15 protein-coding genes are annotated in these 16,195 nt (G+C 57.3%); 11 read left to right on the forward strand and 4 right to left on the reverse strand.

Features of this window, described 5'->3' with window-relative positions; all coding sequences use genetic code 11:
* The 3 genes from VL197_11120 to VL197_11130 all read left to right on the forward strand — a co-directional run.
* The coding region (locus tag VL197_11120) for a cytochrome C (GenBank protein ID HUJ18529.1) at window positions 1-412 on the forward strand (412 nt) is incomplete at its 5' end.
* Between the two features lie 419 nt (window positions 413-831).
* Window positions 832-1,122, forward strand: a complete 291-nt coding sequence (locus VL197_11125) for a hypothetical protein (GenBank protein HUJ18530.1) — start codon at window positions 832-834, stop codon at window positions 1,120-1,122.
* A gap of 301 nt (window positions 1,123-1,423) precedes the next feature.
* On the forward strand, window positions 1,424-2,131 hold the full coding sequence (locus tag VL197_11130) for a hypothetical protein (GenBank protein ID HUJ18531.1): 708 nt from the start codon (window positions 1,424-1,426) through the stop codon (window positions 2,129-2,131).
* Between the two features lie 44 nt (window positions 2,132-2,175).
* Here VL197_11130 and VL197_11135 read toward each other — a convergent pair whose 3' ends face one another.
* Both VL197_11135 and VL197_11140 read right to left on the reverse strand, forming a co-directional pair.
* Window positions 2,176-2,622: a surface-adhesin E family protein gene (locus VL197_11135; protein ID HUJ18532.1), complete on the reverse strand. Its 447-nt coding sequence runs from the start codon at window positions 2,620-2,622 to the stop codon at window positions 2,176-2,178.
* A gap of 360 nt (window positions 2,623-2,982) precedes the next feature.
* Entirely contained in the window at window positions 2,983-3,774 is a 792-nt protein-coding gene (locus VL197_11140; GenBank protein ID HUJ18533.1) for a DUF3786 domain-containing protein, read from the reverse strand.
* 124 nt (window positions 3,775-3,898) lie between these two features.
* Here VL197_11140 and VL197_11145 point away from each other — a divergent pair, with 124 nt between their 5' ends.
* The 7 genes from VL197_11145 to glgB all read left to right on the forward strand — a co-directional run bounded on the left by VL197_11145 (window position 3,899) and on the right by glgB (window position 12,419).
* Window positions 3,899-4,318 carry a bacteriohemerythrin gene (locus VL197_11145; GenBank protein HUJ18534.1) on the forward strand — a complete coding sequence of 140 codons (420 nt, stop codon included), beginning with the start codon at window positions 3,899-3,901 and terminating at the stop codon, window positions 4,316-4,318.
* 262 nt (window positions 4,319-4,580) lie between these two features.
* Entirely contained in the window at window positions 4,581-5,192 is a 612-nt protein-coding gene (gene lexA, locus VL197_11150; protein ID HUJ18535.1) for a transcriptional repressor LexA, read from the forward strand.
* 168 nt (window positions 5,193-5,360) lie between these two features.
* Window positions 5,361-5,534: a hypothetical protein gene (locus VL197_11155; protein ID HUJ18536.1), complete on the forward strand. Its 174-nt coding sequence runs from the start codon at window positions 5,361-5,363 to the stop codon at window positions 5,532-5,534.
* The gene (locus tag VL197_11160) at window positions 5,535-8,477 is read left to right on the forward strand and encodes an ATP-binding protein (protein HUJ18537.1); all 2,943 of its coding nucleotides are present in this window, start codon (window positions 5,535-5,537) and stop codon (window positions 8,475-8,477) included.
* A gap of 198 nt (window positions 8,478-8,675) precedes the next feature.
* Window positions 8,676-10,025 carry a sigma-54 dependent transcriptional regulator gene (locus tag VL197_11165; GenBank protein HUJ18538.1) on the forward strand — a complete coding sequence of 450 codons (1,350 nt, stop codon included), beginning with the start codon at window positions 8,676-8,678 and terminating at the stop codon, window positions 10,023-10,025.
* Between the two features lie 46 nt (window positions 10,026-10,071).
* Window positions 10,072-10,332, forward strand: coding sequence for a DUF493 domain-containing protein (locus tag VL197_11170; protein HUJ18539.1), 261 nt, complete (start codon window positions 10,072-10,074; stop codon window positions 10,330-10,332).
* A gap of 149 nt (window positions 10,333-10,481) precedes the next feature.
* Entirely contained in the window at window positions 10,482-12,419 is a 1,938-nt protein-coding gene (gene glgB / locus VL197_11175; protein ID HUJ18540.1) for a 1,4-alpha-glucan branching protein GlgB, read from the forward strand.
* A 260-nt stretch (window positions 12,420-12,679) separates the two neighbouring features.
* Here the strand turns inward: glgB and glgC are convergent, their stop codons facing one another.
* Window positions 12,680-13,912 (reverse strand): glucose-1-phosphate adenylyltransferase, encoded by a 1,233-nt coding sequence (gene glgC, locus VL197_11180; GenBank protein ID HUJ18541.1) that lies wholly within the window; start codon window positions 13,910-13,912, stop codon window positions 12,680-12,682.
* 507 nt (window positions 13,913-14,419) lie between these two features.
* On the opposite strand from glgC, the gene VL197_11185 reads away from it, so the two are divergent.
* A complete protein-coding gene (locus tag VL197_11185; GenBank protein HUJ18542.1) occupies window positions 14,420-14,857 on the forward strand; it encodes a Spy/CpxP family protein refolding chaperone in 438 nt (145 codons plus the stop codon).
* Window positions 14,858-15,051: 194 nt separating this feature from the next.
* Here VL197_11185 and VL197_11190 read toward each other — a convergent pair whose 3' ends face one another.
* Entirely contained in the window at window positions 15,052-16,092 is a 1,041-nt protein-coding gene (locus VL197_11190) for a hypothetical protein (protein HUJ18543.1), read from the reverse strand.
* Window positions 16,093-16,195: the final 103 nt, after the last annotated feature.

The following is a 16,195-nucleotide window of genomic DNA, read 5'->3' on the forward strand; positions in this document are numbered from 1 at the left end:
CTACAACACCTACGTGAAGTCGGGCACCTTCAACGGCACCGTAGCGAGCGCCTACCTGTCGCTGGTTCCCTTCGAAGAAGGCCTGGCAATGAGCGCAGCCAACTATGCGACCCTGAAGGGTCATGCCCAGACCAATGATTCACAGCTCGGCGGCATGAACGGCACGTCGCAGGTGATGTGCCTGTCCTGCCACAGGGCCCACGCAACGGCGTTCCCCGAAATGACCCGGTGGAGCAACGAGGGTGAGTTCATCGTGTACAACAGCCTGTATCCCGGCGTGGACAACACCGGCACCAGCTACTCAGTCGGCTACACCGCGGCAGAGTACAAGCAGGGCATGTATCAGAAGTCGGAAGCTTCGTTGGCTTCCTACCAGCGCTCGCTCTGCAACAAGTGCCACGCAAAAGATTAATGAAGTAAGCAGGGGCTACAGACCGTTGAAACTGTGAGAAGAAGCATAGGGGCGATTTAATCTCCTCTCGCCTCGTCCAACCCTTCATCCCCAGCCGCAAAAGGCTGGGGTTTTCTTTCTGGTTTCATAAATAATAGAATATTAGTTTCCCGATCTCCTGTGCATCTACCCTATGTATCTCCCGAAGTCGGAAGGGATCAGGTGGGGAAAGGCGGGGAAACGACAACTTCCAGAGGGGGGCATCTATTGCCCGGACGACCACGGAATAATTAGTCGCATAGTGGATAGTATGATATAGTTGTTGGACGACAAATACTTCCTGTAAGTGTTGCTTCATCTGCGGGATTTTCAATTGGACAATTACTAGTTGTATGACCTACAGAGGCTTGCCCCAGTCAATCACAGGAGTCACCAATTTTATGAAACTGGTATCACTTGCTGGCGTGTTGCTTTGCTGTGAGCTACTGATCGGCTGTGTAGAAATGTCACTCAACATAAGAGAGCCATACCAAGCCGACCCAGGCCACAATTTCACTTACCAAATCATTGACAATGGAAAAGCACCGCTGGAAGCTTTGTCCATTTTGCGTGAAAGAGTCATCGATCAATTAGATGCAGCGGGGCTGACCACGCAGAGCGGTTCCGGAGAGCCAAGGATAGTTGCGATCGTGGTCACCAAGTATAAATGCGGCCGAGTTGGGAGAAATTAGGGGTAGGGTCCATCGGGGGGACGGATTGGATTTCGACATCGATTGTAGTGAAAGATGCAATATCCCAGGCGGTGTTATCGAGGTTCGAGGCCGAGTCAAAATATTCAAGCTCTCTGATCTCTCCTCGTAGACTGATGCAGAAACATGCGGATAAGATTGTCAACTATCTCAAAACGGGGAAGCCATAGGCTCAGTCTGCGGGTTGAAAATAGTCCACTGCTGCTGAAATGGCAAACGAGTGATGCCGAACAAACACATGCAGAGAAATGAACCCAACAACTCTAGATTTAGGAGGCGATCAATGAGACGCGGACTTCTTATTCTTATGAATGTTATAAGCGTTCTGCTTTGGGCCCTTACCGCGCAGCCTGCAGAAAATGTCGAAGGAAAAATATTTTACACCACTACTAACATTTGGTTCGATAATCAAAGTAACATAGAGTCGACGAATTACCTTAGGGGTCAATTTTTACCAATAGGCACAAAAGTAAAAATTACCGAAGTTCGGGATGGATCGAAACCAGTCATCAACACACTGGACCTGGAACAACGGCAAGATTGCATTCGGTTTCATGACTCGAGCGGCAAGTCATATAAAATTGTTTTCATTTCGAGACACGCCGCCGCGGGTGCCAGCGTCTGGGATTTGTTTAAGCAATACTTTTCTCAAAATGACCCAACGGCCGAAGGCGGAGCGTTCAGTTCACTGACGAACGAGGAGCAAAAGATGGTGAGGGCGGGAGAGACTGCTTTCGGAATGAGTAAGGCAGCGGTAATTATGGCGTATGGGTACCCGCCGGCGAACAAAACACCGTCCTTGCAACTGAATAAGTGGATATACTGGGAGAATTTTTTCAAGACAAGAGCTATTTATTTCAAGGACGATAAAGTAGTCGCCGATTCAAAAACGAAAAAACCAGCTTCATCCATTGACGCATGTATCAAAGCATGCAGGGAATACACGAGTCGTACGTCTGAACAGTGCTTTGATGAGTGTAAGCCGAAGTAAAGGTTTGGGCTGAGGAACGCAGCCCAAACCTAAACGGTTCGCTGTTATATCTGTTTGGGCGACTTTTTCATACTGCAGATGAACTCCAAGATATGTTCATTAAGGGAGTCAGGTACGATTTGTGTATAGAGCGAAGGAATATCAGGATATGAGAAATGTTGCACGATTTCTGACGAACCATCTCTATCGGCATATTCATTGATCTGGAGGAAGGCGGAGGCCCTTTCGTCGCAACGGTAGACTGCCAATATCTTCTCTGAGCTATATGTCTTCTCTGGAGAAGAGCTTAGGACTTCTTGGGGTCTCGTGTATACCCACTTTTCCCAAACCTTGATCTTGGGTCCGTTTATTCGCAGGGACTCCCTATCGATAAATATTTTGATGTCCTGGGTCTGTGTGATTAAAAACCATTTGGAGGCGCTGCTGCTTTCGGCGATGGAACTCAAGAGCACAAAGAGGAGAATCGAGGCTTTGAAGTTCTTTAAACGCATGAAAGTCTCCACACGGAAAGCGTCGAGCATTTACTCATTAAAAATACCAGTCAAATTCTATCAAACACAAAAGTATTTGTAAATAATATAAGGTGTACGTAAAGTTGTTGTCTCATATTACCGGTCACGGGTGCCTGATTGTAGGTAAAGCTGACGAGGTTCAACAGCGTCCTTGAGATGCTCATCTACTGGTAGCAGTATGGACTGTAACATCATCGCCTTTAACGGGGGTAAAAGGTTTGCGGGAATCAGTGGCAGGAATTATTTGGATCAACTGGATGGAATCAATCGTACCGGCTGGCAGCAAACCCCAGGAATCTGCGCTTCATCAATGGATTTGAGTTTCCCTACGCACTGCCTTCATCCCCCCGTCAATCTCCCCGCAAACTCCTCCCCCAGCACCACCATCGATTCGATGTCCAGATATCTCGGTGCTGTCACGTCCAGCAGGAGCTTGCACTGCGCGGGAAAATCCTCTTCCGGAGCGGCGTCATCGAACAGGAGCAGCGCGGGGTAGTGGGGGAAGAAGCGGAACTCGAAGGCCGCGTCGTGACTGCCCTTGATCACGGCAGGCACTCCGCCCAGCTTCAGGCAGGCGGAATGAAGCGCCTTCACGTTTCCCGAAAAATGCTGAGCGATCACCTCTTCCACGTGTCCGGCCCAGGCCTTGTCCTTTGCATGGGAGGCCGGCACGGAGCCGAAGGTTATCCATTCTCCACGCGGGGCGGGCGGATCGGGCATGCAGAGGTGGTTACAAATGAGGATCGAGACCCAGGGCCGCGGCTCGTGACCCGCTGCATCGGTCACCTTATCCCTGGTGACGCGATAGGCCTCATTGAGGAAGCTGATCTCGATCGTATCCGCATTGACCAGCCGCGCCCCGAACAGGTGCCCGGCGCGCTCGAAGTTGAGCCCTCGTACCTTCGGGCGAAGCGATTCCAGCGCCTGTTCGTACACTGTGCCGGGTGAATCCCGGCCGCCGGACCGCTCCTTCTCAAGGATCGCACTCGCACTCTCGCTCAGGTTCACGCATTGGCCGGCCTTCGCCTGATGCGTCGCAAGTTTCGCGGCAAAGCCGAAGCAGGTCGGCGTCCCGCATTTTCCACAGTTCGTTTTCGGAAGCAGCTTGTAGATTTCTACAGCGGTTTTCATGGTATAAGAGTAACTTTTTTAACGCGGGCTGTCAAACTGATTACGGAGGAAAGCGCCATTCTGTCATCTTGACACGGGCACCATCGATTGTTAATATCCATGATGATACGTCGGGAGGGCTGTCATGGAATGGAACAAAACGCTGGAAGTCGGCATCGATACGATCGACAGCCAGCACAGGGAGCTGTTCAGGAGGATCAACAGGCTGGTCCTTGCCATAAGAGAGCACCGCTGCAAATCGGAAATCGACGGTGTGCTCAAGTTTCTCGATGATTATGCCAGAGTGCACTTCGCCGATGAGGCAAAGCACATGCGCGAAACCGGGTATCCAGGCTATGAGGAGCAGCTGCGGGAGCACCAGAAGTACCTTGCGGCCTTGAAGGAGCTGAAGGAGCAGGCCGAGCAGCCCCGGATCTCCGGAGCGTCCTATGACCTCTCGGCAACGACCAATCAGGTGGTCGTGGACTGGATCGTCGATCACATCATGAAGGTGGACATGAGGTTCGGCGAGTTCCTCCGAAACAAGAAGGCCCATGACGTATGATTCTTGTTCCGCCATTGGGAAAATCGTCGAGGAGCGGAACCCCGCCCTGCCTTTCATCCTGCGCCAAAGGTATCAGACAAACGAGTGACTTCCATAGCCTGCCCGTTCATCTCTCGTCTTGACACATGAACATCAGTTCACTATACTGAAGCTGGTCCTGCTGCGGTTTCCCGTACGAAGCAACAGGACTTATCGGGACGGGATTCGTATCATCGCACTTCCTGCCCGCACTCTTGCCCTGCATACCGCTTTGGGGGATCCCATGCCTCAAAAGATAACGAAACGCCAGCAGGACATCCTGGACTTCATCCGTACGACCATCGCAGGCCGGGGCATGCCGCCCACGATCAGGGAGATCGGGGCAAAGTTCGGCATCCGCTCAACGAACGGCGTGGATGGCCACCTCTCGGCGCTGGAGGCCCGCGGGCTCATCAGGCGGGACCGGGGAAAGTCACGCGGCATTCTGCTGCGGCCCGCTGACCGGACGACCGTATCCATCCCCCTGCTGGGGAGGGTGGCTGCCGGACAGCCCGTGCTGTCGCCGGAGAACCGGGAGGGCGAGGTCGTCGTGGACCTCTCTCTCTATGCTCTCAGGAGCGCAAACAATATCTTCGCCCTCCGTGTGAAGGGCGAGAGCATGGTGAACGCCCACATCCTGGACAACGACCTGCTGATCGTCCGTGCGCAGAACGCCGCGCGGGACGGCGAGATCGTCGTGGCGCTGTGGGACGGGGAGGCGACGGTCAAGCGCTTCTTCGCTGAAAAGAACCGCGTCCGTCTGCAGCCGGAGAACATTGCCATGAGCCCTCTTTTCGTCGACCGGGGCGAGCTGCTCATTCTCGGGAAAGCGATCGGCGTCATCAGGCGGCTGTAGCCGCCGCTGCAAAGGCCCCTGTATCTCCCCGCGTCCGGCACCAGCGGTGCATGCCGCCTCAAGAACGCCCTCCGGACCCCGCGGTCCCTGCTCGACCATATGGCATTCGCCCCCGAAGTATGTTACTATGCATCATCTGGTCCGGTTCTTCAAGGAGCGCAGCCTGCGATGAAAAGAGACGTCTGGATATTCCTGTTTGCCCTCGGCCTCCTGTTCTTCAGCTGGCCCCTCATGAGTGTGTTCCGGGACAACCTGGTCGTTGCGCTGTTCGTCATCTGGATCCTGTTCATCGCTCTTCTGTTCGTGACCAGCATCCTTTCCAAGCGTGAGGACGGCAGTTAAGTGTTTTCCCCCTGGACGATACTTGCGGTCATACTCTCCTATCTGCTCCTGCTGTTCTGCGTCGCCTATGTTGCCGAGCGCAAGGACCAGCGGGGAAAGAGCCTTGTTTCCAATCCCTACGTTTATTCGCTTTCCCTGGCCGTCTACTGCACCTCCTGGACCTTCTATGGCAGCGTGGGAAAGGCCGCGAGCACCGGCCTGAGCTTTCTCGCCATTTACGTGGGCCCGACGCTCATGGCGGCGCTCTGGTGGATCGTTCTCCGGAAGATCGTCTATCTCGCCCGGGAGAACCGCATCACGACCATCTCGGACTTCATCGCCTCGCGCTACGGCAAGTCCCTTTCCCTCTCGACGCTCGTCACGATCGTTGCCGTCATCGGGATCACGCCTTACCTCGGCCTCCAGCTCAAGGCCGTGATGACCACCATCGCGATGCTTTCCGGCCGGCCCGAGGAGAGCCAGCTCGCCGGCTGGTCTATCTCGCTGCTCATCGGCATCTTTGCGGTCATGTTCGGAGCGCGCCGGCTGGACGCATCGGAGCGGCACGGCGGGCTTGTCTTTGCCATTGCCTTCGAGTCGGCCATCAAGCTGGTGGTCTTTCTGGCCGCGGGGATCTTCGTCACCTACGGCCTCTTCAACGGCTTTGGCGACATCTTCACGAGGATCAAGGGGAGCCCGTATGCTTCGCTCATGAAGATCGGCACCGGCTCCGAGGTCAGCTATCTCGAGTGGACCTCGCTCACGTTCCTCTCGATGATGGCCATCCTGTTCCTGCCGCGCCAGTTCCATGTCGCCGTCGTCGAGAACTATTCGGCGAACCACATCAGGAAGGCCATGTGGCTCTTCCCGCTCTACCTCTTCCTGATCAACATCTTCGTGCTTCCCATCGCGTACGGCGGCCTGCTCATCAATGGCATTGCAACCCCCGCAGACTACTTCGTGCTGAGCATCCCCATGCACTACGGGCACAGGCTGCTCACGCTCGCCGTGTTCATCGGCGGGTTCTCGGCGGCAACGGCCATGATCATTGTCGAATCCGTCGCCCTCTCGACCATGGTGACGAACAGCTTCGTGGTGCCCACGCTCTGGAACCTGAGCGCGATCAGGAACTTTCACGCCGTGATCCTGAACACGAAGCGGCTTGTCATCATCGGCTGCGTCCTGCTCGGCTATCTGTTCGCGGTCTCGATCGGAGAATTCTACAGCCTTGTGGACATCGGGCTCAAGTCCTTCGAAGCCGTCACCATCTTCGCGCCGTCCATCCTGCTGGGGCTCTACTGGAAGGGCGGGAACCGGAAAGGGGCGTTCGCCGGGATCCTTGCCGGATTCGCGGTCTGGACCTATACCCTGCTCATCCCGGCGCTGATGCGGGCCGGCATCATCGAGCCGGGCGGTCTCCTGGAAGCCATATTCAACTCGCAGCTCCTCAACCCGACGGCGCTCTTCGGACTCCGGGGGCTCGACCGGTGGAGCCACTCCCTGTTCTGGGGAATGCTCCTGAACGTCGGGCTCTATGTCGGGGTATCTCTCTTTACGCGTCAGTCCGACGCCGAGATGAGCCAGGCAATTATCTTCGTGGACTCCTATTCTCCCCTGCAGTTCACCAACCCGCGGCCCTCGACGATCGAGGAGATCGAGGACATCCTCGGCCAATACCTCGGCAGCCGGGAGGCGCGCGAAACGATCGAAGGGTTCCTGAGGCGGCACCGTCTTGAACGGGACTCACTCTCGACGGAATGGCTGCTGATGCTGAGGCAGGAGGCCGAGCAGGCGCTGTCGGGGGCGCTCGGGCCGACCATCAGCGCGCTCGTGTTCCAGGAGCGGGCCGTCCTGACCCATGAGGATGCGATCCGCGTTTCGGACTCGGTGCGCCAGATCTCGCGGAGCCTCACCCTGTCCCGTGAAGAACTGGCCGAAGCGAACCGCCAGCTTGCCATGTTGAAGGAATTCAGCGAGAGCATCATCGAGAGCCTTCCCCTCGGCGTCGCGACCCTGGACGACTCGCTGCGCGTGAAATACTGGAACCACGGCATGGAGATGATCACCGGCGTGGAGAAGTCCGACGCGCTGAACAGCGCGGCCGAAGACATGCTGACGTGTCTCGAACCACGGCTCTTTACGCCCGAGCTTCAGGAAGGGGAGATCACCTGCCGGCGGAACTTCGCCCCCCCCATCGTCCTCAAGGGACAGATCAACAGGCTCACGGGCGCGCAGAAGGGCTACGTGCTGGTCCTCGAGGACATCACCGAGAAAAAGAAGATCGAGGAAGAATTATTTCGCGCAACGAAGCACGCGAGCGTTGGCAGGCTCGCGGCCGGCGTGGCGCACGAGATCGGCAACCCCCTGGCATCCATCTCGTCACTGGTGCAGGAGATGCAGGCCGAGGAGGTGACGCCTTTCGTCAAGGGGTCCCTGGGAACCGTCAACGAGCATGTGCACCGGATCGCTCGCATCGTGCGGAGCCTGGGCGATTTTGCGCGACTCTATCCGCGTCAGAAGGTTCCCACGAGCCTCAGGGAAATCCTGGAGAACACCCTGAATCTCGTTCGCTACGACCGGCACTTCAAGAAGATCGGGATCCACACCGACGTAAAGGACACGCCGCCTCTCAAGATCGACCCGGACCAGATCCAGCAGGTCTTCCTGAACCTGGTCCTGAATGCCCGTGACGCGATGCCCGAAGGTGGAAGCCTGGACATTGCGATCCACCAGGCGGACGGACACGTGGAGATGCTGTTCGCGGACACGGGACGCGGCATCGACCCCGGGGTGCGGGACAAGGTCTTCGATCCCTTCTTCAGCACGAAGGGGCCGACCAAGGGAACGGGCCTCGGACTGTCCATCTGCTACAGCATCATCAAAGACCACGGCGGAACGATCGAGGTAGACTCGGAACAGGGCAGGGGTACGAAGTTCATCATCAGACTTCCGGTCGAAACCTGAAGGCATTGATCCGGGGAAGTCGAAGATGGTAAAATAAAAAAAAGGGGCCACTTCGCTGTCAAACATATCGAGAATCAGAGCCCATCGTATTATTGAAATGATCCTCGTTGCAGCGAGCCGCCGGAACTTATATTCTTCAATCTGCGATGTTCCTCTGCGCTGTATGCGGCGGTCTATCTGCTGACGAAAGAGGATTTCATGTCCAAGAGCATACTGATCGTTGAGGATGAGGAGACGCTGAGGGAATCGATCAAGCGCATCTTCACCAAGGAAGGCTTCACCGTGGATGCAGCAGAGTCGGCGGAGCAGGGGCTTGCGCTGCTCGATGCCAATGCGTACGACGTGATCATCTCGGACATCATTCTGCCTGGGATGGACGGGATCGAGATGCTGAACAAGGTGCGGGAACAGATCCCGGACCAGATCTTCATCGTGGTGACCGCCTACGCCTCGCTGGACACGTCGGTGAAGGCGCTCCGGGCCGGGGCGTACGATTACATCATGAAGCCGATCATCCATGAGGAGATCAAGCAGATCGTCCGGAATGCGCTCCGGCAGAAGAGCCTTCAGGCGGAGAACGTGCTGCTGAAGCGCGAGATCGCCAGGAGCTATGATTTCAGCAGCATCATCGGAGAGAGCCCCGCGCTCAAGGCGATCCTGAACGAGGTTCGGAAGATCACGGACACGAAGAGCAATGTCCTGCTGCTCGGCGAGACGGGCACCGGCAAAGAGCTGTTCGCGAGGATCATCCACCACAACAGCCCCCGGCGCGACATGCCCTTCGTGCCGATCAACTGTTCGGCGATCCCGGAAAACCTGCTCGAGACCGAGTTGTTCGGGCATGTGCGCGGCGCCTTTACGGGGGCCGTAGCGTCCAAGAAGGGAATCCTCGAGGAAGCGGAGGGCGGCACGGTGTTCCTGGACGAGATCGGCGACATGAGCATGACGCTCCAGGCGAAGCTGCTGCGGGTCATCGAGGACCAGATTATCCGGCCGGTCGGCAGCACGAAGGGCAGCAAGGTGGACATCCGGTTCGTCACTGCAACGAACAAGGACCTGAAGGCGGCGGTGAAGCAGGGAACCTTCCGCGAGGATCTCTTCTACCGGATCAACGTGATCACCCTCCAGATCGCGCCGCTGCGGGAACGGAGGGAGGACATCAGGTCGCTGACCCGGCACTATCTTGAAAAATACTCGTACGAGATGGGCAAGCAGATCAAGGATATCGCTCCGGACGCCATGGAGATCATGATGGGATATGAATGGGCGGGGAATGTGCGCGAGCTGCAGAACGTGATCGAGCGCGCCATCCTCATCTCCGACGGCACGACGATCGGACCGGAGCACCTGCCCGGCGAGATGCGGGAGGCAGCGTCGTTCCCGCACCAGGTGTTCGAGAAGAGGCTCTCCATCGAGGACTATACTAAGGCCCTCATCATGAAGTGCCAGGGCGAGTTCAACGAACAGCAGATCGCGGACATGCTCGGCATCACGCGGAAGTCGCTCTGGGAAAAACGCAAGAAGTGGGGCATCCCGCGGGAACGGTAGGGCGGGGGTTCACGCAATTCACGTCGGAGCGGGCATTGGTTTGGCGATGAACAAGAACAATCTCATGCGATTCCCCTGTTCCTTTCCCCTCAAGGTCATGGGGTTCAATACGGAAGCCTTTGCATCGGCCGCGCTGTCTATCATCGGGAGCCATCTCGGCGATGACGAGGCATCGTGCACCCGTCGTCTGAGCAGCGGCGATAAGTATCTTTCCCTTACGGTGACGTTCACGGCCCGCAGCAGGGACCAGCTGGACGCCATCTATCGGGAGCTGAACAGCCATCCTCTGGTCCTGATGACCCTGTAACGAACGCACTCCACGGCCCTTCTCCGATGCGTCATCCCTGACCTTCGCTTCCCCTTCCTCTCTCTCCCGTTTCAGCGCCGGTGCATGTTGCAGTGTCATGTTCACTTGATTATGCTATACTATGCAGCGTAAGGCTCGAGGGAGGGTGCATGGGAACCAGGCAAACGAAGAAGAACCAGCAGGGCGCGGTCCACGGGATCAGTCTTCTGACCGAACATGACATCTATCTCTTCAGGGAGGGGAACCACTTCGGACTCTACGAGAAGCTCGGCTCCCATCCCATGGCCGTTGACGGCGTGGCGGGCACGCTGTTCGGGGTCTGGGCGCCGAACGCCTCGAAGGTCTCGGTGATCGGCGACTTCAACGGGTGGAACAACGACTCCCATCACCTGGGCGTTCGCCGCGACGGCTCGGGCATCTGGGAAGGGTTCATCCCGGGCGTGGGACAGGGAGCATTGTACAAGTATCACATCGTGTCCCGGCATCACCATCATCAAGGCGACAAGGGTGACCCCTTCGCCTTCGCCTGGGAGACCCCGCCGCGAACATCCTCCGTCGTCTGGGACCTGAGTTTCGAATGGAACGATGCCCGATGGATGGCTGAGCGGCACGCGCGGAATTCGCTCCAGGCGCCCCTTTCGGTCTACGAGCTGCATTTCGGGTCGTGGCGCAGGGTGCCGGAGCAGGACAACCGTTCGCTCACCTACCGCGAGATGGCGGCCTACCTCCCCGAGTACCTGAAGGACCTGGGTTTCACGCACGTGGAGTTCATGCCTGTCATGGAGCACCCGTTCTACGGCTCCTGGGGTTACCAGGTTACAGGTTTTTTCGCGCCCACGAGCAGGTACGGCACGCCGCAGGACTTCATGTTCCTCATCGAACGGCTGCACCGGGAGGGGATCGGTGTGATCCTGGACTGGGTGCCTTCGCACTTCCCGGGCGATGCCCACGGGCTCGTCTATTTCGACGGCACGCACCTCTACGAGCACGAAGACCCGAAGAAGGGCTTCCACCCCGAATGGACGAGCCACATCTTCAATTACGGCCGCTACGAGGTGCGCAACTTCCTGATCAGCAGCGCCCTTTTTTGGCTCGACAAGTATCATGCCGACGGCCTCAGGATCGATGCGGTGGCATCCATGTTGTACCTGGATTATGCGCGCAAGGATGGGGAGTGGATCCCGAACCAGTACGGCGGGAAGGAGAACATCGATGCCATTGATTTTCTCCGGAGCCTGAACCGCGAGGTGTACCGCGCGTTTCCCGATGTCCAGACCATTGCCGAGGAATCGACGTCATGGCCCATGGTATCCCGGCCCGCCCATGTGGGGGGCCTTGGCTTCGGCATGAAGTGGAACATGGGGTGGATGCACGACACGCTTGATTATTTTGAGAATGACCCCATCTTTCGCAAATACCATCACAACAACATCACCTTCAGCATCTGGTACGCCTTCTTCGAGAACTTCATGCTGCCTCTTTCCCACGACGAGGTGGTGTACGGAAAGGGCGCTCTGGCCGGCAAGATGCCGGGCAACCACCGGCAGAAGATCGCCAATCTCCGGCTCCTGTTCGGCTACCAGTTCATGCACCCCGGAAAGAAGCTGCTCTTCATGGGCGGCGAGATCGGTCAGTGGGCCGAGTGGAGCCATGAACAGAGCGTGGAATGGCACCTCCTGCAGTTCCAGTCCCACTACGGCCTGTGGCAATGGGTGCGCGACCTGAACCGGCTGTACCGCAGCGAGCCGGCGCTCTTTGAACTCGATTTCGACGGCGCAGGGTTCGAATGGGTGGATTTCAGCGACCAGGAAGCGAGCGTGATCAGTTTTCTCCGGAAAGGCAGGTCGGACCGCGACCGGGTGCTCGTGGTGCTCAACTTCACGCCGGTGCCGAGGTTCAACTACCGGGTGGGCGTGCCCGAGGGCGGGTTCTGGCGGGAGCTGCTGAACAGCGACGCCGGGGAGTACGGCGGAGATGGGTTCGGGAACTTAGGCGGGCTCGATGCTACCGGAGAGCCTTGCCAAAGTCAGAACCATTCATTAACGATGACCATACCTCCTTTAGGCATGGTCGTGTTCAAGAAGTGAAAGGGTGAATCAGAAGGGTGTCTTTAGGAGTCGCGGGTAAGCCATCATCCCGCTGTCGCCGCGGTTCCAGGAGCTCTTCTGGCTTTTACCCGTGCACAGCCTTTCCCGTCCATCAGCACTCTTTTAAAGTGCTTCGATAAGGGTTGCCGTGCATCGGCAGGGCCTCCCCCTTCATTTTTCCCCTACCGTGCACCTGCCTCCCGCATGCCGGGCCTCCCCTTGCCGGAAGCCCCTCATCTTCACCGTCGCCGGAGGCCGCACTACCGTGTCACGACCACGATCCCGGACTCGGTCACGGTGCAGCCCCGCATCCGGTCCTCTTTCAGGTCGAATCCGATCTGCATGCCCGGGGGGATACAGACACTCTCATCAATGATGGCCTTCCTGATCCGGGCTCCCCGGCCGATCTGGACGTTCTCGAAGAGGATCGAGTCTTCGATGACCGCATAGCTGTGCACCCGGCAGGAAGGCCCGAGGATCGAGCGCCGCACCGCGCTGCCGCTGGTGATGCAGCCGCCGCACACGAGGGAGTCGAGGTTCTCTCCCCGCCGCCCCTCATCGTCGAACACGGTCTTTGCGGGCGGGAGGTTCCCCTGGTTCGTCAGAATGGGCCATTGATAATTGTAGAGGTTCAACTGGGGGCTGACGCTGATGAGGTCCATGTTCGCCTCGTAGTAGGAATCCAGGGTCCCCACATCCTTCCAGTAGCCGCGTTCGTTCGACCCCATGCCCGGAACGGAATTGTCGAAAAAGCTGTAGGCGAAGATCTTGTCCCCCTGTTCGAGCATCAGGGGAATGATGTGCTTTCCGAAGTCGAGGTCGACGTGCTTGCGCTTTCCTTCTTTCAGAACCTCGATCAGCTTTGCCGTGGAGAAGATATAGTTCCCCATGGAAGCAAAGCAGGTGCTCCTGCCCGGCACGAGCGCCGGCACGGTTGGTTTTTCCACGAAGGATGTTACCTTCAAGTCCTCGTCCACGCACAGGATACCGAATCGCTTCGCCTCGTCCGGAGTGACTTCAAGAGCCGCGATGGTGATGTCCGCCTTGTTCATGCGGTGGTAGGATATCATCTGGGCAATGTCCATCTTGTAGATATGGTCGCCGCCGAAGATGACGACGTACTCGACCTCCGACGATTCGATGAATTTGAGGTTGTGATAAATGGCATCAGCAGTGCCGGTGTACCACTGCTCGCCGATGCTGGTCGTCTGCGGTGAGATGGTGTCATAGAACTCCCCCAGCCCCACCCACTTGCTCCAGGACTCCTTGATGTGCTTGTTGAGCGAATAGGCCTGGTACTGGGTCAGGATGAAGGTCTTGCGGATGCCGGAGTTGAAGAGGTTGCTCAGGACGAAGTCGATGATCTTGTACTTGCCGCCGAAAGGGACGGCAGGCTTGGGCCTCCCGACGGTGATGGGGCTCAGCCGTTCGCCCTTGCCGCCGGCAAGGACCATGGCGATGGTATTGCGCGTGATATTGCCGCTCGAATACATGCGTTGAGGACCTCCCAGGGAATTGCTCAGGACGGGTCACTATCCGGAAGTCGCTGCAGGGCACAGGGACGCCCTCTTTTCTAAATTTTAGCAGATTTCCCGTTTCATCACGGACTTTTTTGCATTCCCGCGATGAGCAGTAGATCTTCTGAATGACGGGTGTTTGTACCAGAGGGAAAGGATGGGAACCGCAACCCCTATTCCCGGTATGGGGTCGTACGAGGGCGGGAGGAGTTGATAAGTGACCGGGTCGAAGGTTGTTTTCTTCTAGCGCAGTGGTATTGTGCAACGTTGCTGACAACCTTATGAAGAAGAAGCAAACGCACAAGAACAGCAGCTTGCAGTGACGCACGATGGCCCGAAATCACGCAGCCTGACGGGATCGATCACCCGCAACCCCCTCTGCGCTGACCGTCATTCGATTTGGCCTGACCGATAGGGAAGTGATACAATTGAAGAGGACGGGTTATCATCTATGCGCCGGAAAGACGCAGAAAGGAGCATAATATGTTGAACAGGAAATTTTCTCCCTTGCTGATCTTCATTGTTCTCGCCGTTTTCGTGACAGCAGCAGGGTGTTCCCGGAAAACCCCCGAAGAACGGGCACAGGGGATCGTGAACTCCATCTCCGAACGGCTGGATCTGAATGACGCGCAGAAGGCGAAGTTGAATGCGATCAAGGAAGAGTTCCTCCAGAGGGCGCCGGCGATGAGAAAGAGCCGGGAAGAGACCGGAGATCAGCTGCTCGCGCTCATGAGGAGCCCCCGGATCGACCCTGATCAGTTGAAGGCTCTGGTCGATCGGAACAAGGCCCAGGCCGATGATTTCATCGGCTTCCTCGGGGATAAATTCACCGAGTTCCATGACATGCTGACGCCCGAGCAGAGGGAAAAGGCTGCAAAGGAAATGGAGCGCTGGCGGGAACACGCGAGAGAACACCACTAGGATGACGTCGAAAGGGGGCGTGAAAGAACGTGCTCCGGATTGTCCGGGGCACGTGCCCGTTGGTTGAGCGCCCGGCAGGCTACTTCGAATATACCGCGAGCTCATCTGCCTTCGATTCGCACTGAACCGTCACTTTGGCGCCAGGCTGGGTGGACTTCATCTCACACGACCATCCCGGAAGAGTATCGGGTTCATCAGACCGGAATGATAGCTCTCAGTTTCTGCGGGAAGTCATCCTTGCCGGAATTTCTGAACAGCTCTACGACGCGTTCCCGCTCTCGCAGGAAGCGCGTATGCCCGTCCTTCCTTGTCCGTTCAACCACGCCCCAGTCCCCGCCATTGATAAAGTCTGCATGGGCAGCCCTGATCTCCGGAAAGAGAGCGCGGGAAAACCCCTCCATCCGTGCGATGGTAAGGGCGAGGGCAGCCCGGTCTTCCGTCTCGATGATCTGTATCAGCGGGCCGACATCGGAGGTGTCCGCGATCAGGTCCTTCACGGCGCGGAGATAGTGTTCGTTCTTCCGGTCACCGGCAGCGGCAAGGATATCCCTCCATTCGGGAATGCCCTCGCGGTGCTCTGCGACCTCATGGGCCAGGACCGTTTCCGCATAGCGCTCCGCCAGGCCCTGGAGGCGCCGTTCCAGGGTGTCGTCCATGATCTGGCGGTGATGAAATCCATACTGCGCGAAGGCATCTTCAAGAGCGGCATGGCGTTGTGTATGCAGTTCCGACAGCATGAAGTGGAGGAGATGCAGGAGTGGCTCGAGCCGCAGGTAGACCGATGTTCCCTGGAGCATGGCGGGTGCCGTGAGAAGGTCCCGCGCGGTCTCCGTTCCCGACGTGTAGACCGTCAGGCCCGAGACCTGCCGTGTTGACCGCAACTCAGCAAGAAAGAAGGTGGGTTTCAGGTACATGCCGTATCCGGCCCCGTAGACGAGGCCATGCGGCTTGAGCGCGCGATTGACCTCCTCCACGTCAAAGGCGCCAAAGGATCGGCCGTCTACGGTAAGGTCCCGGAACTCCCGGTTCTCCAACTCCGGCCAGCGCGACTCTTTCTGCTCGATCCATGATGCGATATCGGTCCTGACGATGTTCGTCCAGGCCTTGAGTCCTTTTTCCGACCGGTAGAGGTCGCGATACCGGAGCAAGAGGCCGCAGATCGAGAAATAGCCCCAGTACCGTGCATCGGATACGTCACAATTGAACTTGATGTCTTCTTTCAGGCGATTGTCCATGGTACACGCACCCGGCCCATTATCCCGCCCTCGCAGAAAAAAGTAAACGGAGAAAGAAGCTGGCAAGGCAAAGACCTAAAAACCGCTTGCAACTGCTTATAAA

The organism is Nitrospirota bacterium (genome assembly GCA_035516965.1).
GTDB lineage: Bacteria > Nitrospirota > UBA9217 > UBA9217 > UBA9217 > MHEA01.